Source organism: bacterium (assembly GCA_016716565.1).
Classification (GTDB): Bacteria; Bacteroidota; Ignavibacteria; order Ignavibacteriales; family Ignavibacteriaceae; genus IGN2.
In genome coordinates this window covers 282,440-300,888 of record JADJWC010000003.1, presented here as the reverse complement: position 1 = coordinate 300,888, position 18,449 = coordinate 282,440, and the positions used below count along the sequence as shown (strand labels likewise).

The 18,449-nt window shown below is 36.1% G+C and carries 14 protein-coding genes and 1 tRNA gene; 6 read left to right on the top strand and 9 right to left on the bottom strand.

Annotated elements, in window-relative coordinates:
* Positions 1–139: 139 nt before the first annotated feature.
* Together IPM14_13480 and IPM14_13475 are read right to left on the bottom strand one after the other, a co-directional pair.
* A complete protein-coding gene (locus IPM14_13480) occupies positions 140–655 on the bottom strand; it encodes a cupin domain-containing protein (GenBank protein MBK9099103.1) in 516 nt (171 codons plus the stop codon).
* Between the two features lie 5 nt (positions 656–660).
* On the bottom strand, positions 661–2,400 hold the full coding sequence (locus tag IPM14_13475) for an agmatine deiminase family protein (protein ID MBK9099102.1): 1,740 nt from the start codon (positions 2,398–2,400) through the stop codon (positions 661–663).
* Between the two features lie 278 nt (positions 2,401–2,678).
* On the opposite strand from IPM14_13475, the gene IPM14_13470 reads away from it, so the two are divergent.
* Entirely contained in the window at positions 2,679–3,935 is a 1,257-nt protein-coding gene (locus IPM14_13470; protein MBK9099101.1) for a M20/M25/M40 family metallo-hydrolase, read from the top strand.
* Here IPM14_13470 and IPM14_13465 read toward each other — a convergent pair.
* From IPM14_13465 to hpnC, 3 genes are read right to left on the bottom strand one after another with little or no spacing between them, the layout of a single operon-like run.
* Complete coding sequence (locus IPM14_13465) at positions 3,932–5,218, bottom strand: FAD-dependent oxidoreductase (GenBank protein ID MBK9099100.1); 1,287 nt, start codon at positions 5,216–5,218, stop codon at positions 3,932–3,934. The two genes, IPM14_13470 and IPM14_13465, sit on opposite strands and share 4 nt — an antisense overlap.
* A gap of 19 nt (positions 5,219–5,237) precedes the next feature.
* Positions 5,238–6,080, bottom strand: coding sequence for a presqualene diphosphate synthase HpnD (hpnD, locus tag IPM14_13460; protein MBK9099099.1), 843 nt, complete (start codon positions 6,078–6,080; stop codon positions 5,238–5,240).
* Entirely contained in the window at positions 6,077–6,934 is an 858-nt protein-coding gene (gene hpnC / locus IPM14_13455) for a squalene synthase HpnC (protein MBK9099098.1), read from the bottom strand. The genes hpnD and hpnC overlap by 4 nt, the downstream gene beginning before the upstream one ends.
* Positions 6,935–7,208: 274 nt before the next feature.
* On the opposite strand from hpnC, the gene IPM14_13450 reads away from it, so the two are divergent.
* Positions 7,209–7,451, top strand: coding sequence for an STAS domain-containing protein (locus IPM14_13450; GenBank protein ID MBK9099097.1), 243 nt, complete (start codon positions 7,209–7,211; stop codon positions 7,449–7,451).
* 94 nt (positions 7,452–7,545) lie between these two features.
* On the opposite strand, the gene IPM14_13445 is transcribed toward IPM14_13450, so the two are convergent.
* From IPM14_13445 to IPM14_13430, 4 genes are all read right to left on the bottom strand, one after another.
* Positions 7,546–7,629, bottom strand: a tRNA-Leu gene (locus IPM14_13445).
* Positions 7,630–7,720: 91 nt separating this feature from the next.
* Positions 7,721–9,931, bottom strand: coding sequence for a PBP1A family penicillin-binding protein (locus IPM14_13440; GenBank protein ID MBK9099096.1), 2,211 nt, complete (start codon positions 9,929–9,931; stop codon positions 7,721–7,723).
* An 82-nt stretch (positions 9,932–10,013) separates the two neighbouring features.
* The gene (locus IPM14_13435) at positions 10,014–10,586 is read right to left on the bottom strand and encodes a UDP-2,3-diacylglucosamine diphosphatase (protein MBK9099095.1); all 573 of its coding nucleotides are present in this window, start codon (positions 10,584–10,586) and stop codon (positions 10,014–10,016) included.
* Entirely contained in the window at positions 10,583–12,253 is a 1,671-nt protein-coding gene (locus tag IPM14_13430; protein MBK9099094.1) for a M1 family metallopeptidase, read from the bottom strand. The genes IPM14_13435 and IPM14_13430 overlap by 4 nt, the downstream gene beginning before the upstream one ends.
* A 139-nt stretch (positions 12,254–12,392) precedes the next feature.
* Between IPM14_13430 and glgC the strand changes: the two genes are divergently transcribed.
* The 4 genes from glgC to IPM14_13410 all read left to right on the top strand — a co-directional run bounded on the left by glgC (position 12,393) and on the right by IPM14_13410 (position 18,423).
* Positions 12,393–13,637: a glucose-1-phosphate adenylyltransferase gene (gene glgC / locus IPM14_13425; GenBank protein ID MBK9099093.1), complete on the top strand. Its 1,245-nt coding sequence runs from the start codon at positions 12,393–12,395 to the stop codon at positions 13,635–13,637.
* A 95-nt stretch (positions 13,638–13,732) separates the two neighbouring features.
* On the top strand, positions 13,733–15,559 hold the full coding sequence (locus tag IPM14_13420; protein MBK9099092.1) for an excinuclease ABC subunit C: 1,827 nt from the start codon (positions 13,733–13,735) through the stop codon (positions 15,557–15,559).
* Complete coding sequence (locus IPM14_13415; GenBank protein ID MBK9099091.1) at positions 15,543–16,430, top strand: L,D-transpeptidase; 888 nt, start codon at positions 15,543–15,545, stop codon at positions 16,428–16,430. The genes IPM14_13420 and IPM14_13415 overlap by 17 nt, the downstream gene beginning before the upstream one ends.
* A gap of 235 nt (positions 16,431–16,665) precedes the next feature.
* On the top strand, positions 16,666–18,423 hold the full coding sequence (locus tag IPM14_13410; GenBank protein MBK9099090.1) for a T9SS type A sorting domain-containing protein: 1,758 nt from the start codon (positions 16,666–16,668) through the stop codon (positions 18,421–18,423).
* Positions 18,424–18,449: the final 26 nt, after the last annotated feature.

The following is an 18,449-nucleotide window of genomic DNA, read 5'->3' as shown; positions in this document are numbered from 1 at the left end:
TTCGATGAGATTCTTTCCAAAACATTATTTTCATTGATGCAAAATTTACTTCAAAGAAGCTAATTTGCAAGGAAAATATATATCCTATGAAGATTTAATATTGGGCAGAATTTTAGTATCACATTACCAAAGTAAATGTTCAAGATTTTGAACGAATTGGTTTTGTCAGTCGATGAATCAACTTTTTATGCAGAGGAAATCTTTCGGATAAAAGTTCTCTGCTTCCCATTTGAAAATCTTCGAAGTCAAATCCGGGGGATACAGTACAACCGAATAGCGCAAAAGATTTTTTATCCTCGATCTCGGCAGCAAACCAGTTTTGCTTTTCAATTGCAATCTGAAGCTCACAGTCTTTTTTCTTTCCCAATTTTTTTCTCGTGAGCTCTCCCTTTTGGTTTATGATATAGATGATGACCCGACATCCATCGTAAAAGTGCCAGAGTTCATCTGACTGTAAAAGATGAAACGCAGAAAATTGTTTTCCTTCGAGAAGAAAATAGATTGAAGTTGAAAAGTTTCTAGATGACCTGTATCGCGCCGGTAAATGCCCGGGTAAAATCAATTCACCGGAACGATAAACTTCCTTAAAGTAACCACCTTCGGGATGTTTTTTTAACTGAAGCTGTTTTATGTACTGTTTAGCTTTAAGGTGCATTGGAATTACTTTAGCAGAAGCATCTTCTTTGTTTCAATGAACGAGTTAGCCTTTAATTGATAGAAATAAACTCCACTCGGTAATTCAGCTGCATCGAAATTAACTTCATAAGTACCTGCTGGTCTTTCTTCATTCACTAAAGTAGCAACTTCATTGCCCAGTATGTCATAAACCTTCAGAAAAACGAATTGAGATTGCTTCGCTCCGCTCGCAATGACAGATGGAAGAGTGAATTTAATTTTTGTCGATGGATTAAATGGGTTTGGATAATTCTGAGATAAATAAAATTCTTCAGGCTGAGAATTGTCCGCGATATTTGTTACTGAATTTATGACGAGGAATTTATAAAATCCATCAGGTGCAACTATCGGTTTTGTAATTGTCTTTCCTCTGTTTGAAGTAGCTGATATGTAGTAAAATATTTCCGTGCTATCGGATTGCGCAGGAATATATCCTACTGCTGTATCACCATTAAATTGCATTTCTGCTGCATTGAATCCCTGCGAAGTATCTGATGTCCAAAAGACAGAAGCATCAACAATATCAAATTTTGATTTGATTACTGCCGTGATTGGTATTGAATCGGGAGTTTCTATTTCCTCTTCCATTTTCGGATGTGAAATCCAGATTGGGTCAAATGCTCCAACTTCCTTTACAATACAATGTATCGTCCCAAGCGAAGGAATAATTGCATTTGAGTTTATTCCAAGAATATTATAACCGGGCATTGCTTCCCTGTAAATTCGAAACGCAGTCGTGTCGTATTGAAGTTCATACGTTGGGATAATTACAGTTTTATTAATGATCATCGAATTTGTATACGTACGATAATCGCCAGACGGAGGATATTGGCCACCTTCCGGAGGCATTGGAATTCTAACAACTTTGTACGGTCTGCCAAAACACGTTTGAAAATTATTCAGCACATATTGTAAATTAGCTTCAATCTGCGGACCATCAGCAACACCGGTAGGATATTCACCCACGAGCAATGTTTCTTCATCAAGAAGTTTCATATGCATATCGATGTGATGAATAACATCGTATGGCAGAGTATTCATTTTTATATATCTATCAATCCCTAAAAACTTATTCATAATCTCATCGATCTGTGCCTCAGACTTAGATGCATTTTCATTTAAAATTAATTTTGATGAGAAAGCCGTTCCATGACCGTCAACCATTAAATTACCGCCAGTATGCACGAGATCGTATGGTGGAGTTGTTGTTTGATAGATCGGTGAATTTATATAGTTTGCAAAGAAAACAGGAGTTACATCATCCTGAGGTCTTGGTCTGTTGTAAATCCAATCAATTATATTCAGTGTGTCTATATCATTAGTGTATGCTGTCCACGGTCCGTAATCCCGCACCCAGATAGAATTAAAAGATGTTATAAGATATTTTATATTGTAAAGCGGTACGCCACCTGCCTGCAAATAAGTTTTCACTGAGTTCGAATCACTGCAAATGATAAAAACCTGTACTTCCTCCTGTGCATAATCCACAATTTGACGAAGGATACTTGTGAATGAAGTCCACGTTATAATAATTCCCTGTAATTCTTCCCACTCAGCCATACCTCGAACAGGTAAAGGAGGTGGATCAGAGAATAGCGGATTGACCGGATAATGATAATTTTGCCAGAGAATTGATTCTTCTTCGGTCAGCCAATTCGGTAAATCCTGTGAATAAAAAGTTTGTGATAATGCGATGAGAATAAGTGCTGTAAAAGTTAGTTTCATTTTATTTGCTTCCTTAAATTGCAGTGCAAAATAATTAAATTCTTAAAAGAAACATTTAACTATCGAAATATAAATACTAAACAAGCTAATCACTCATCGGAACTTATTTTAATCTAAAATATTTTAACACTTCAACCACTGTGAATATCCGCTTAATCAATTCAATACTATTTTTATTCATTTTTATCAATATAAAATCAATTATGTCTCAGACCATTACCAACGAAACAAATTTTGATCAATATATTACTACCGCTCAACTAATTGTGGAAAATGCATTGAGTGAACGAAAAGGTTACTCGTATCTCCGTGAGCTTTGCGAAATAGGACCAAGGTTAAGCGGTTCAGAAAAATCTATGAAAGCAATCAACTGGGCGTATGAAAAAATGAAATCTCTTGGATTTGATAATGTATGGCTTCAGCCGGTAATGGTGCCGCATTGGGAACGCGGCGATGTTGAAAGTTGTAAGATCATTGATTCCGGAAAAGAACTTTCATTACTTGCACTAGGCGGAAGTATTGCAACTCCGGTTAACGGAATAACTGCCGGAGTCATTGAAGTGAAGTCATTTGAAGAATTAGCTGAAAGTAAAGCTGAAGCTAAAGGTAAAATTGTTTTCTTTAGCCGTGCACTGGATGAATCAAAAATAAATACCTTTGCAGGTTATGGTGGCGCAGTTGATCAAAGAGTAAATGGCGCAATCGAAGCTGCAAAGTACGGAGCAGTTGGAGTCATCATCAGATCAATTACTACTAAGCGCGATAATGTTCCTCACACTGGAGTAATGGATTACAACGATACCATCCCAAAAATTCCTGCTGCTGCAATTGGTTATCTTGATGCAGATTTTTTAAGTGAAGAATTAAAGAAAAATCCTGACTTGAAAATAAATTTAAAGTTAAGCTGCAAGACTTTCCCGGATGCACAATCATACAATGTTATCGGCGAAATAAAGGGAACCGAATTACCTGATGAGATAGTTTTAGTCGGTGGACATTTTGATAGCTGGGACGTGGGATGCGGCGCTCATGATAACGGTGCAGGATGTATTCAGACAATGGAAGCGCTTGATTTGATTAAAAGACTTGGCATTCAAACAAAGCGAACTCTGCGATGTGTGTTTTTCATCAACGAGGAAAATGGCACACGCGGGGCAATTGAATACGCAAAATTTGCTGACACTTCTTCACAAGTTCACTTGGCAGTTCTTGAATCTGATCGTGGCGCGTTCACTCCAATTGGATTTTATGCTGAAACAGATTCGACTGAGATTATAAATAGATTACAGAGCTGGCTTCCTGTTTTAGAGAAAGCGAATATCGAATGGATAAGAAAAGGCGGCAGCGGAGTTGATGTTCAGAAAATAAAAAATGCAAAGCTCCATCTTGGTTACGTCCCTGATGATCAAAGGTATATGGATTATCATCATTCAGCAAATGATACTTTTGACGCTGTCCATCCAAGAGAATTTGAACTCGGAGCAGCAGCGATTGCAATTATTGCTTACTTGCTTAGTGAGGAAGGCATCAATTAGTTTGTTTTCATAATAATATCTGCAGCAATTCTTCCACTTTTTACAGCACTTTCTATTGTCGAAGGTAAGCTTGTATCAACCCAATCACCGGCAAATATTAAATTTTTTATTGGAGTCTTTTGAGCAGGTCGTTTATTAATTACATTATTTGTTGGAATAAAAGTAGCTCGTTTCTCCTTAATAACTTTGTAGGAAGATATTAGTTCCTGATCGAGCAAAAAGAATTTTTTCATTTCATCTTTTACCATCAACATCAATTCGTCATCTGATTTGTTGACAAGCTCATCTGCATCACTGATTACGATATTCAGGTGAGAGCCTTTATTGAAAACCCAGTGCATTGGTGAATTGATAAGTCCCAAAAATCCATTAGGAAACTTATTCTCTTTTAACCAGAGATGAATATTCAGGATAGATGAATATTTAAAATCAGGGAAGTTGATATTAATTTTTTCGTCCATTATTCTTGAAAGAGCAAAGGCAGGGATTGCAGAGACAACATAATCAAAGTCTGAATATTTATTTTTTAATGTTTGCAATTCAACAACTTTATCATTAGCCACAATTATTTTTTCAACCGCTTCAGATTTTATTAACTCTCCCCCGTTTTTAATAACAAACTCCTCAGCATTATTACAATAAGATTCACTCAAACCAAACTTAGGTAAAACAATGGTTGCCGATTTATTCCCTCTCAAAAATATTTGCCTGAGAATGTCAATAAAAATTTTGGCTGAAGCTTTTTCGATACCTGTATTCAATGCACCAACTGCAAGTATTTTCCAGAATGAATCCCGCGTATTTTCTGACTGATCTTCAGCTTCCAGCCATTGTAGAATGGTTCTTTGACTGTATCTGACCGGATCTATAAAAGGAAGTTTTAAAAATAATTTTAGCAGATGGATTCTTTCAATGAAGCTCAGTGCTTTGTAATTCAATAAACCGAGCATCAAATTGATTGGATAAAATTTAGAAAAGCTTTTTATCGATGAAAGTTGAAATCCTTCATTTACAAATTTTACTTCCAGTTTTTTTTGAAAGTAGAAATTATCAGTTGCATTAATTAAAGAAAGGAAGTTGAGCGTTTCCTTGTAACAGCCCATCATGATATGCTGACCGTTATCAATTACAGTATTAGTTTCTTTATCCTTAAAGGAATAAGCCCTGCCGCCTAATTTCGGTGAAGCTTCAAGAAGTGTAACTTTGATATTATTTTTAGAAAGATAAGTTGCTGCGGTAAGTCCTGCAAAACCTCCCCCGATCACAATTACTTTCTTTTGCATTAATTAGTTTGCAATTATCTCAGTAAACCACTCTGTACTTAGCCCAAACTCCAAGTGAAATACCGACCTTTTTTACTTTTGATATCCTGATTTTCTTGTTATACACATCATAATCAGCATCGACAATTTTGTTGAGCATCCGGTAATAAATGTGCTGCATTGCTCTGGCTGCAAACATTGCTTTCTTGTCTTCATGATTCAGAGAATTTGTCGCTGTATTGAAATATTGCCTGGCTCGCTCAACCTGAAATTTCATCATCTGCTGAAAATTTTCATTATACGTATTATTAAAGATATCTGATTCTTTGTAGTTAAACTTTTCAAGATCTTCTTTCGGAAGATATATTCTTCCGCGTTCAGCATCTTTTTTTACATCACGTAAAATATTAGTTAGTTGTAGTGCTATACCAAGATTGATTGCGAAATCTTTTGCAGATGGATGACGATATCCAAAAATTTCTATGCACATCAATCCAACTGTTGAGGCAACGTGATAGCAGTAATTCTGCAGATCATTAAATGTAACATATCTTTTCTGCTGAAGGTCCATCTCCATTCCTTTAAGCAAATCGAAGAATGGTTCAAGCGGAATATTAAATTTCTGGATTGTCCTGGATAGTTTATTAATCAATTGATAATCGGAATGACCATCAAGCGATTTCTCAAGTTCGATTCTCCACTTACGAAGCTTTTCATATTTCAGATTATCATCAACTGAGCCTTCATCTACTATATCATCAGTTTCACGACAGAAAGCATAGACTGTATTCATAGCGTCACGCTGTTCAGCAGGAAGCAGGTTAAAAGCATAATAGAAGCTGCTTTTACTTTTTTTAGCTATTTCTTTTGCGATATCAGTCATCTATGAATAAATGCTTTGAATAATATTTTTATATAATCTGTCTTCGTTAAAAATGGTCTGTTTGAGAATACATCAAAATCAGCGCCGCGTATTTTTCTGAGAATTTCCTCTCCACCTTTTATTGTCCAGGCTATCTCATACCGAAATCTACCGGAAAGATAATCCAGCAAGGGCTTTCCTTCATTGAACAGCGACTGAGTTCTATCCACACTGAATTCAATAAGCCTCTTCAAATTATCATTAATTTGCTTCATCTCAAACAAATTTTCATCAACACCGAACTTTTCCATTTCATCTAAAGGATAATAAATTCTTCCTTTTTGAGAATCGATCAGCGTATCCTGGATAAAATTAGTGATTTGCAGTGCAGTACATATTTTATCTGAATGATAAACAGCTTTTTCATTCCTGATATTAAACAACTCCAGCAAAATTCTCCCTACCGGATTTGCTGAATTTGAGCAGTAATGCATCACTTCAGAAAAATTTTTATAACGGGTCTTGGTTACATCCTGTTTAAATGCTTTGATTAAATTATGAAAGTTAGCTGGTGTCAGTTCTCTTGTTGTGATTGTTTTACCAAGTGCTGCTTCCAAATTATTGGTTGGTGAATTGCTAATAACAGATTTCAATTTGTTTTCTAGTTCTTCCAGCTTTTCCAGTCGATGCTGGACTGATAAGTTTCCTTCATCGGCAATATCATCTGCGGTTCTGGCAAACCAATAAACTATAGCAATATCATTTCTGAATTTTTTCGGGATTAAAAGTGAAACGACTGGAAAATTTTCGTAATGCTCTTTTGCAAGAGCAGAAGCTTCAGCGTAGCCTGATGCAATATGTTCGTTGGAATTGATTGTTCTCTCTTATGAATTATTCTATTCAAAAAAAATTTGGCATCTTAACCTAAGAAATATTTTCATTTGCAAGAAAAACAGTTTATTTTGGGATAAGGATCAAATGAAATTGTACTCAAAAATACTCAGATAATTTTATTCCTTAATTCATTTTTCAAATACTTATCGGAAAACAATTATGGATGATTTTGAAAAGAAAATAGAAAAAGACGTAGTTGTTGAAGTCGTAAATTTAAGTCGAGCAACCTGGAAGGAAGCATAGGAATTCAAAAAAATTCTAGAGGAAGACGTTGAGAAAAAATTCAGGAAACTGGTTGTTGACATCAGTCAATGTGAATTCCTCGATTCAACTTTCCTTGGAGCATTGGTTCTTGCTAAAAGATCATTAAATAAAATCGGCGGTGATTTAAAAATTGTCGAGCCGGCTTCTGTCTTTAAGGTTCTGAGAGAAAAAACGTCTACGCTGCAAGTATTTGATTCATATAAATCGCTGGAAGATGCGATAAACAGTTTTTAAAGAAATTTTTTTGAAGGGATAAAAGCTTTGATTGGTGCCCGGAACAGGACTTGAACCTACCTGTCGGTAGACAGGCCTGCACTCAAAACATTTGTGCCCGAAGGGGGACTTGAACCCCCACCCACTTGCGTGGACTAGCTCCTGAAGCTAGCGTGTATACCAATTTCACCATCCGGGCAAGACAATGTATAATGTATAATTTATAATGTAAAATTAAGAATTAAATTTCTTAAATTATACATTATACATTCTAAATTATAAATTAAAAATCACCATCCTGTTTCGCCAGTACGTTCTTCTCTTATTATAACATTTTTATCCGAATGTATTTCACAAGTCATTGGAATATTTTTAGAATTAACAATATCATAAACAATTTCCGGGCAATAGTTATTGGCTATCCTCGTATCTCCTAATTCCATTGACTTTTTGCAAAATGAAACTGTATCAATTCCATCGACAGAACTAAAATATCCGACCGGAATTTTTATCTCTTTATAAGCTCCTTCCATAAACATTGCCCAGATAGGCAGAGCGGCTCTGGCTCCCTGTCCATACCAATCAGTAAATTTAACTCTGTGATCATCAAAGCCAACCCAGCATCCGGCGACAAGTTCCGGCGTGTATCCTACAAACCAGGCATCTGAAAAATTTTGTGTTGTCCCTGTTTTTCCTGCTGCTGGATATTGATAATATCTTCGCACACCAGCACCTGTTCCATAGGCGACGACATCCTCCATCATACTTTGCATAATTGCTGCGGATTGAGGTGAAATCGCTTGAACATATTCAGGAACAAATTGATCTACAAGTATCCCGTTTTTATCTTCAACTTTTAAAATTGAAATAGGTTCAACATGAATTCCTTGGTTGACAAAAGTCCCGAAGGCTGAAGTCATTTCAAGCGGACTAACTTCAGATGTTCCAAGTGCAATTGCAGGATATGGATCAATATTTGAATCGATTCCCATCCTCTTTGCAATTTGAACAACTTGCTTTGGTGGCGCAATATCGCTTATTGTCATTCTCCCGGTAACAACGTTTAGTGACAACGCAAGTGCATATCTCATCGTTTCATACGCTGTATATTCATTATCGGAATTTGAAGGACTCCAGCCGTTGTAATCAAATTTTTGGTTTAGAATTGTGTAAGCAGGATAATAGCCGTTCTCCATTGCTGTTGCATATATGATAGGTTTAAATGATGAACCAGGTTGTCTTTTTATTCCGGAAACATGATTTAATCCTCTTCCGAACTCCTGGTTCGTTCCGCCGACCATCGCTTTAATTTCACCGGTAAATGGATCAATTACAACAAAACCTACTTCAATTTTTGTTGCAACTGATTTCACTGAATCGATAAATGCTTCATCTTTTTTTAATCGGTTATAGAGTGCTGCCTTATCTTCCGATGTTTCAGCATTTATGTATCCGCGGGATTTTTTAATGGCATTATCAACGAGATCAGCCAATAAATCTTTATTACGGTTCCAGTTCCAGTTCTTGTCAAATATTTTTTGATAATCCTGAATGTGTTTGGCAGAAACCAGGTTTGCAATTTTTTGCATCCGGGAATCAATTGAAGTATAAATATTTAAACCATCTCTGTATAAATCGAAACCATGCTTGTCAGCGATTTCTGACATCTGCAGACGAATATACTCCAAAAAATGCGGAGCAATTGTTCTCATTACACTTGGCTTTTCTGAAGCAAGTGCAATAGGTTCCTGTTTAAGTTTATCATATTCATTCCTATCGAGAAATCCTACTGAAACCATATTATACATTACGAGGTTTCGTCTCCTCAATGCGTTGTCATAATTGTTAACCGGATCGAAATCTCGTGGTGATTTTAGCAATGCGATGAACAAAGCAGATTCAGGAAGAGTTAGTTCGCTTGCACTTTTACCAAAATAAACCCGACTTGCGGCCTCAATTCCGTAAGCACTTCTTCCGAAATACGAAACATTAAGATATAGCTCGATAATTTCGTCCTTGGTGAAGTTCTTCTCTATCTGGACGGCTGTAATCCATTCGCGAATTTTTCTTATTGCTTTATCAAATTGCGTTTCACGGGTTACTTTAAGCTCATAAAGGTTTCTTGCGAGCTGTTGTGTAAGTGTACTTGCTCCCTCTCCGAGAGAAAGGGAAAACACATTTTTCACCATAGCCTTAATAAACCGGGAAACATCAACTCCCCAATGACTATAAAATTTTCTATCCTCAGTTGCTATTAATGCTTTTATAAGATGATCAGGAAGCTTACCAATATTTGTTTCGATCCGATTTTCTATAAAGAATTGTCCCAGTAATTCACCATCTGCTGTAAATACTTTACTAGCTAGCTGCGGTTTTGGATTTTCAAGCTCTTCCAATGAAGGTAGACCGGAATAAATGAATGCGATAAAACTTCCAAGAAGAACAAATATCACGGCTCCGGTTATTAACCAGGTCTTTTTCTTATTCTTTCCCGATTTCATTTTTTTATTTCTATAATTCGAATCATTAAAATACTTTTCGAAATCTATCTCACCCATATCCCCTTCAGCATTTACTTAAAATTTATAAATCCACAATTTCAAATTTTTGTTCTTTAAATACACCGTAACAAGGTTTATCAAGCCACGATCCTAAATTGATGTAGTTACCCTGTTTATATTTTTCCCAGATACGCTTATGCAGATGTCCAAACAAGACATAATCAAAACCTTCATCAATTTTTTTCTTGGCTGCTTCAAATAATCCGTCAACTTCTCCGTAATCTTTCTTATCGGTGTAACTTCGGCTTGATTTGCTTGTTCTACTCGCAAGACCGATTCCTAAATCAGGGTGAAGCAATGAATAAAGCCACTGAAAAAATTTATTTCGTAAAATCCATTTAAGAATATTATAGCCCATATCATTACTTACCATACCATCGCCGTGTGCAATAAAAAATTTCTTGTTGTTTAATTCAACTCGTAATCCATCATGATATAATATCGCTCCAAACTCTTTTTCAAAAAAATCACGGTGCAGGAAATCGTGGTTACCGATAAAGTAATGCAGCTTCACCTTTTTTTCACTTAAATCCTTTAAATTAATAATATCCTGAACAAAGGTAAATATATACGGATGGAAAAAAAATTCGATCATTCATCTACTGAATTTATTTGTGCCAGCAGCCAGTTATTTGGATCAAAGTCAATCGATTCAGTAACATTCTTTATTGGTATTTCAAGCACCGTATCTGTTGAGACAATGTTGAACCGATAATTCTGCTCAGATAAATCCTCATACTTTAATTTTATTTCCAGCGGAAAGTGAAATTCCTCATATTCTTCCTGTACCTGTTCAATATATATTTTCAATATCGCTCCATCATCTTTGGTTTCTGTTTCTGTTTTATACTCCAATTCGATTTGTCCTTTACCATAAACCCACTGATCAAAAAATTTATCCAGGTCTTTTTCCGATACATTTTCACAAACAAATTTAAAATCACTTATTGAAGCGTTTGAGTATTTATAAGTCTCGTAATGTGTTCTCAAAATTTTAAAGAATGATGAATCTCCAACTTCCCAACGAAGCATATGAAGAACCCACGCACCTTTATCATACATTGTTCTTGTGAACAAAAACGGACCTGGTTCAGCCAGAGAACCTGAAAAGCTGCTGCTGTATTTACTCAACATCGTTGATTGGAGAGCTTCTCTACCTGACTCAGCTTCGTAATATAGTGCTTCGCAGTAAGTGGCAAATCCTTCATTAAGCCAGATATCTTTCCAGCTTTTTGGTCCGACTGCATTTCCCCACCACTGATGAGCAAGTTCGTGAACAAACGTATCTTCAAATAATTTCTTACCTCCGATCATATTCGATGAGACGCCTGTAATTGTCTGATGTTCCATTGCACCGGCATACCATAAAAATTCTGCAATACCATATTTTTCCCTAATGAATGGGTACTCACCAAACATTTTCGAAAATACTTCTAACATATTCACGTGAGTTGAGAAATCTATTTTCGCTTCCTCTAGCTTATCGGGAAGAACATAATACTCAACATCCATCGTGTCTTTTCCATCCAATGAAATGTACTTGTCTGAGAAATATTCATAATCTGATGAATAAATAGCTACCAGGTATGTTGAAATCGGATATTCAGTTTTCCAACGATATGTTTTTCTGCTGCCATTTGTCGTTACATCAATCAGCACTCCGTTGGAAACAGAAACCATACTTGAATCATTCGTAATCTTTATTTCAAGATTCGTTTTGTCGAATGGAATATCATTGCACGGAAACCAGGATGATGCATAAGTCGGTTCACTCAAATTATAAACGACTGAAGTTCCATTTCTTTTTCCGAATACAAATCCTTCCAGTCCGGCTTTCTTCGGAGTACCTTCATAATCAACCACGATTTCAAATTCATCCGTTTCAGATTTAGTGTACGGAAGAGTTAACCTTGTATCTTCATTTTTATAATCAACGGATTTACCGTTAAGATTAATATTTTTTATATCAAAATTGTCGTAGAAATTTAAGTCAATAGTTTTGAGAGTCGAATCCAAGACTTTACCAGTCAATATTGCTCTGGCAATTATAATTTTATTCTCCGGATAGAGATCAAATGAAAGATCATACTTTGTTATATCCAGTTTTCTCTGGTTAGGAGCAATATAATTTTCATCGAGCTTCTGGAAATAAGTATAAATATAAGTCATCTTAAATAACTGAATTTTATAGTACACTGCTCCGGGCAAAATCAGTATAAGAATCACCAGAAAAATTATCAGTATTATTCTTCTTTTTTTCATTTATAATAAGTTCAGATTAAACTGCTATTATTTCGTTTAACTGCCTTTCTAAATTTACGACTTTTAGGATTTAACCATTTCTTAAATTGTCAATGAAGCCATATTTATATATTTTTGAAGTGAAATTAAAGGAGAGAAAATGACCATTCACGGTTCTTCAATACTTAGAGATACAATAACAATGCTTCTGGCCGGTGGTCAGGGCGAAAGACTTTATCCCCTAACAAAAGTCAGGAGCAAACCTGCTGTATCATTCGGAGGAAAATACCGGATAATTGATTTTGCACTTTCAAACTGCCTGAACTCTGAGTTGAGAAGAATTTACATTCTCACTCAGTATAAATCAGATTCTCTCAATCAACACATCTTCGAAGCTTGGAGTATTTTTAATCCTGAACTTGGCGAATTTATTTATACCGTTCCTCCCCAACGAAAACTGAATAATGATTGGTATCTCGGAACTGCAAACGCAATCTATCAGAATATGAATTTGTTTTCTTCCGACAGAAAAGCAAAGCAGGTACTAATTTTAAGCGGTGACCATATTTATAAGATGGACTATTTGAAACTGCTTCAATATCATGTTGATAAGAAAGCACATCTTTCCATGGCCTGCATTGAAGTGCCGAAAGAAGAAGCAACACGGTTTGGAATTGTAAGCGTAAATACAGAGTATAAAGTTGATTCATTCATTGAGAAACCAAAAAATCCTCCGACTATTCCTGATAATCCGAACCATTCATTTGTGAATATGGGTATCTATGTTTTCGATGCGAATGCATTAAGAGAAATTTTCACTGAGATGGAAGAAAAACATATTCCTTCGAATGACTTTGGGCAGGATGTGATTCCTTATATGGTGATGACCGGCAGAGATGTTTTTGCTTACAAATTTGTTGATGAGAATAAAAAATCACAGCCTTACTGGAAAGATATTGGAACAATAGACAGCTACTATGCCTCAAGTATGAACTTACTGAGCGTTTCACCTGATTTTAATATGTATGATCCAAACTGGTATATCCGTGGTTACCAATATCAGTTTCCTCCTGCGAAAACCGTTTCACACGAAGGAGAGCGAGTTGGTAGAAGTCTGAATTCTTTGGTCTGTGATGGTTGCATTGTTTCGGGTGGACTTGTTGAACGCTCGATTCTCAGTCCAAATGTTCGGGTAAATAGTTACTCATACATAACTGATTCAATCATCATGGATAACTGCAACATCGGAAGACATGCACGGATTAGAAGAGCAATTATTGATAAAAACGTTACCGTTCCTGAAGGATACGAAATCGGGTTTGATCTAGAAGGTGATAAGAAAAAATTTACTGTGACTGAAAGCGGAATTGTCGTAATCGGCAAGAATGAGATATTGCCAAAGTAGGGATTCCTGTCAGCAAGATTTTATTCTCATTTTTCAATTGATTTAATCCAACTTTTTCTAAAGATTCATCAGCGAAAATTTTTTAATTTAGAATGATGAATCCCGAACTCCAAAATAAATTATCCAATCTTCCTGCAAAGCCGGGAGTTTACCAGTTCTTTAATGATAAGAAGAAAGTAATCTACGTCGGTAAAGCAAACAATCTACGCAGCAGAGTAAAGAGTTATTTCCATTCTAAAAATCCCAATGCGAAAACAGAAGCACTTGTAAGTAAAATTGCTGATCTTGAACTGGTTGTTACAGATTCGGAGGTAGAAGCACTCGTACTCGAAAACAACCTCATCAAAGAACTCAAGCCGAGATATAATGTAAATTTAAAAGACGACAAATCTTTCCCTTTTATAAAAGTAACGAATGAGCCATTCCCAAGAATTTTTTCTACGAGGAGAGTTATTCGCGATGGTTCAAAATATTTTGGTCCGTACACAAGCGTTAAGAATATGAAAGCAGCTTTAAGGATGATCAATCAGGTTTTCAAAATAAGAAGCTGCAAATTTGATATTAACGATGATTCAATCGCAAAGAAAAAATTCAAAGTTTGTCTCGACTATCATATTAAAAAATGTGATGGTCCCTGTGAAGGACTCGTCAGCCAAAAAGATTACAACGATATGGTTGACGAAGTTGTAAAAGTTATCCGCGGAAGAACCGACGATCTGATAAAAGAACTGAATGATAAAATGAAATCAGCTTCCGTCAATATGGAATTTGAGAAAGCAGCAGAGATACGGGACAAGATTGAACAGTTGCAAATAATTTCATCCAAACAAAAAGTCGTAAGTAATGATTTCGAAGACAGAGACGTAATCTCAATAGCATTTGAAGATAAAGATTCTGCTTGTTCTGTATTTAATATTCGTGGTGGAAAGCTTGTCGGAAAGAAACAGCTTCGCTTGAGTTTACAAGGGAAAGAAGATATTAATGAAATTTATAACTCAGCAATTAAGTTTTATTACAGCGATCACGTTGAAATCCCAAAAGAAATTTTGCTTGAAACAGAACCGCTTGAAAAAGATCTCCTCGAAGAATGGCTCAATCAAAAAGCAGAAAGAAAAGTTAAAATATTTATACCGCAACGAGGTGAACTGAAAGCTCTCGTTGCAATGTGCAAAGAGAATGCAAATCTTCAGCTCAAAGAAATACAACTTCAAAAAATGAAGAAAGAAGGAAATGTTCCTTTTGCACTTTCGGCATTGCAGAGAGATTTACGTTTGAAAGTTCTCCCAAGACGAATTGAGTGCTTCGATATTTCCAACATTCAGGGATCAGATTCTGTTGCAAGTATGGTTGTATTTGTTGACGGCAAATCGAAAAAAAGTGAGTATAAAAAATTCATCATTAAAGAAGTTGAAGGTCCGGATGACTTTGCAAGTATGCAGGAAGTAATTCGAAGAAGATACACACGATTGCTTGATAGCAAAGAACCTCTTCCGGATTTAATTGTGGTTGATGGCGGCAAAGGACAACTATCAAGTGCGTGTGAAATATTAGACAGTCTCGGAATAAAACAATACAATATCATTGGTCTCGCAAAGAGACTTGAAGAAGTTTTCTTTCCTGAAAATTCAGAACCAGAATCAATTCCAAAAACATCTTCAGGATTAAAGCTTTTACAGCAAATAAGAGATGAAGCACATCGTTTTGCAATTACTTTTCACAGAGCAAGAAGATCCAAAAGAACGATAACGACAGAACTGACAGAGATAAAAGGAATAGGAAAAGCAACGGCATATCAGTTGCTCTCGGAGCTGGGCAGTGTTGAAAAAATTAAAAATTCTAACACTGAAACTTTATCAAAAATTATTGGAAATAAGAAAGCCCAGCTTGTCAGAGAGTATTTTGAAAATGAAAAGAACGAATAAGATTTTTTTAGCAGCTTTAGTTGTCACATCAATTCTCCTCTTCAACAGCGCCTACCTTAAAAAAAGCACAGCAGACTTTTCACCAGCAAAATTTAATTATTCATTTCATCCATTTGCAGGATACGACTTTAAACAACTTCGTGATACTGTTTACACAAACAAAGATCACTACATCGAAGTAAATCTTGCAACGCAGCACGCAACGCTTTATTCGCGAGATGGAAACGAATTCCATTTTCCTATTTCTTCCGGAACAAAACGAGTTGAAAAAGGAATGGAAACGAACACAGGTTTGTTTGCAATCCAGTGGAAAGCGAAGAAACAATATTCAGTTCAGTTTGACAGCACAGTAATGCTGAACTGGATGGGCTTCAACGACGGAATTGGTTTTCACGCATTGCTTGGGAAAAGTTATTACAAATATCTTGGGAAGAAGAATGTTTCTCACGGATGCGTTAGAGTTTCAAGAGAAGATGCACAAATCGTTTATGAAAAAGTTGAAAAAGGGACTCCGGTTCTTGTTCACAAAGGAAATAATGCAATAAAAATAGCTTTCACCTGTGAGGGCGAAAGCTATAATCAATACTCCTACAGGGATACTTACAATCTACTGAAAGAGAGATATCAGAAAATATACGACGGTGATTACCTGATATCTTCTAACGAAAAAATTCTTGTGGATGAAAATAATATTTACTCGAACGGTTTACCTATTGGCAACTCAGAATTTATTCCGACCAGACAAAACCTGAAACCAACATATCTCTGGGTTGATAAGAACAAATCTGAAGAAGAAAGATTAGCTGAGATATTTGCAGGAAAAGAAAAATTTGATTTTACACTTAATCCATTTTTAGATTCCAGAAATTAAGGACATTAGCTGACCCTATACTCCTTAATATTGTAGAGACACGTGAGGGCGTGTCTCTATAAATGAATGATTCTCAAAATACATTATTCTAAAATTCCTGCCTGTTCGAAATCTACAAAATCGTTTTAATCAAATAATTATTTCATTCATAAGGGCTTAAAAACTGAGGCCCTACTTGCCTTCCACAAATATTTTACCTTAGTTTGTGATACAAATTTTCATCAGGGAGACAATAATGAAAAACAGAATTAAATATTTACCTCAGCTTCTTTTAGTAATATTATTTTTCTCCAATCAGATGTTCCCGCAAGCACCCGATACAATGTGGACAAAAACTTTCGGCGGGACTAATATTGATATCGGACACTGCGTTCAGCAAACTGCTGACAGCGGATATATCCTTACCGGTTACACTCGCTCGTACGGAACTATCAGCGGTAGAAATGTGTGGCTGGTCAAAACAGACAAATACGGAAATCATCAATGGAACAATACCTTTGGCGGAAACAGTGACGACGAAGGATATTCAGTTCAGCAAACAACTGACGGCGGGTACATTATCGCCGGATATACAGAATCTTTCGGTGCCGGTTTAAATGATGTGTTTCTTGTTAAAGCTGATGCTTCAGGAAATCAGGTCTGGACAAAAACATTTGGGGGTGCTCAGGATGATGAAGGTTATTCTGTCCTCCAAACAAATGATGGAGGTTTTCTTATTGGTGGAGTTACATCATCATACGGTGCAGGAAGCAGAGATATGTGGATGATTAAAACCGATCCAGCAGGAAATTTAATCTGGCAGAAAACTCACGGCGGACTGAGTTCGGATGGTGCGTGGTATGTTGATAAAACTTCTGATGGCGGATTTATTCTTACCGGTTGGACATTATCCTATGGTCCGGGATTTATTGGAAATGCCTGGCTTGTAAAAACAGATTCACTCGGCAATCAGCAATGGAATAAATTTTTTGGCGGCGATGATGTTGATCGTGGATATGCAGTTCAGCAAACAACCGATGGCGGATATATCCTTACCGGTTACACAGATTCTTTTGGTGCCGGACTTTATGATATGCTTTTAATAAAAACAGATCCTTCCGGAAATGCAGTATGGACAAAAACTTTTGGCGGAACAGGAAGAGATTATGGCAATTCAGTTCAGCAGACAAGTGATGGCGGATTTATTGTTCTTGGTTATACTCTTTCTTTTGGTGCGGGAGGTGATGATTTCTATCTTGTTAAAACCGATGCAAACGGCAATGAAGAATGGTTTAAAACTTATGGCGGTTCTGCTTCCGATGTCGGATTTTTTGTAAGACAAACAAACGACGGCGGACTGATTATGACAGGTCATACTTTGTCATTTGGTGCTGGAGTTCACGATGTTTGGTTAATCAAAACTGATAATATTATTCCTGTTGAGCTGCTTAGTTTTACTGCAGAACTTTATGGCAATGATGTTAAACTGTTCTGGTCAACGTCGACAGAAACAAACAACTCTGGGTTTGAGATTCTTCGCTTCGCTCAGAATAACAACAACAGTTGGGTGAATATTGGTTTTGTTCCTGGTTTTGGAACTACAACTGAAGTTCATCAATATTCTTTTACTGATCAATCACTTCAAACTGGAAAATATCAATACAGATTAAAGCAAATTGACTTTGATGTAACATTTACTTTTTCAAACATCATCGAAGTCACAGTTGATGCACCAATAATATTTTCTCTTGAACAAAACTACCCTAACCCATTTAACCCGACAACGAAAATAAAATTTTCTGTTCCGTCAAATGTCAAAAGTGAAGTGTCAAACGTAACCTTAAAAATTTATGATGTTTTGGGGAATGAAGTATCAATACTAGTTAACGAACCAATACCAGCAGGTGCGTATGAAATTGAATTTAGTGGAATTAACCTTTCAAGTGGAATTTATTTTTATCAATTGAAAGCTGGCTCATTCGTTGAAACAAAGAAGATGGTTTTGCTAAGGTAATCATTTCATTCGTAGGGGTTCAAAAT

What these genes read in the sequence shown, in the direction of transcription:
- IPM14_13480 (MBK9099103.1), bottom strand. Translation starts at nt 655, where the DNA reads ATGCACCTTAAAGCTAAACAGTACATAAAACAGCTTCAGTTAAAAAAA.
- IPM14_13475 (MBK9099102.1), bottom strand. Translation starts at nt 2,400, where the DNA reads ATGAAACTAACTTTTACAGCACTTATTCTCATCGCATTATCACAAACT.
- IPM14_13465 (MBK9099100.1), bottom strand. Translation starts at nt 5,218, where the DNA reads ATGCAAAAGAAAGTAATTGTGATCGGGGGAGGTTTTGCAGGACTTACC.
- hpnD (MBK9099099.1), bottom strand. Translation starts at nt 6,080, where the DNA reads ATGACTGATATCGCAAAAGAAATAGCTAAAAAAAGTAAAAGCAGCTTC.
- IPM14_13440 (MBK9099096.1), bottom strand. Translation starts at nt 9,931, where the DNA reads ATGAAATCGGGAAAGAATAAGAAAAAGACCTGGTTAATAACCGGAGCC.
- IPM14_13435 (MBK9099095.1), bottom strand. Translation starts at nt 10,586, where the DNA reads ATGATCGAATTTTTTTTCCATCCGTATATATTTACCTTTGTTCAGGAT.
- IPM14_13430 (MBK9099094.1), bottom strand. Translation starts at nt 12,253, where the DNA reads ATGAAAAAAAGAAGAATAATACTGATAATTTTTCTGGTGATTCTTATA.
- glgC (MBK9099093.1), top strand. Translation starts at nt 12,393, where the DNA reads ATGACCATTCACGGTTCTTCAATACTTAGAGATACAATAACAATGCTT.
- IPM14_13420 (MBK9099092.1), top strand. Translation starts at nt 13,733, where the DNA reads ATGAATCCCGAACTCCAAAATAAATTATCCAATCTTCCTGCAAAGCCG.
- IPM14_13415 (MBK9099091.1), top strand. Translation starts at nt 15,543, where the DNA reads ATGAAAAGAACGAATAAGATTTTTTTAGCAGCTTTAGTTGTCACATCA.
- IPM14_13410 (MBK9099090.1), top strand. Translation starts at nt 16,666, where the DNA reads ATGAAAAACAGAATTAAATATTTACCTCAGCTTCTTTTAGTAATATTA.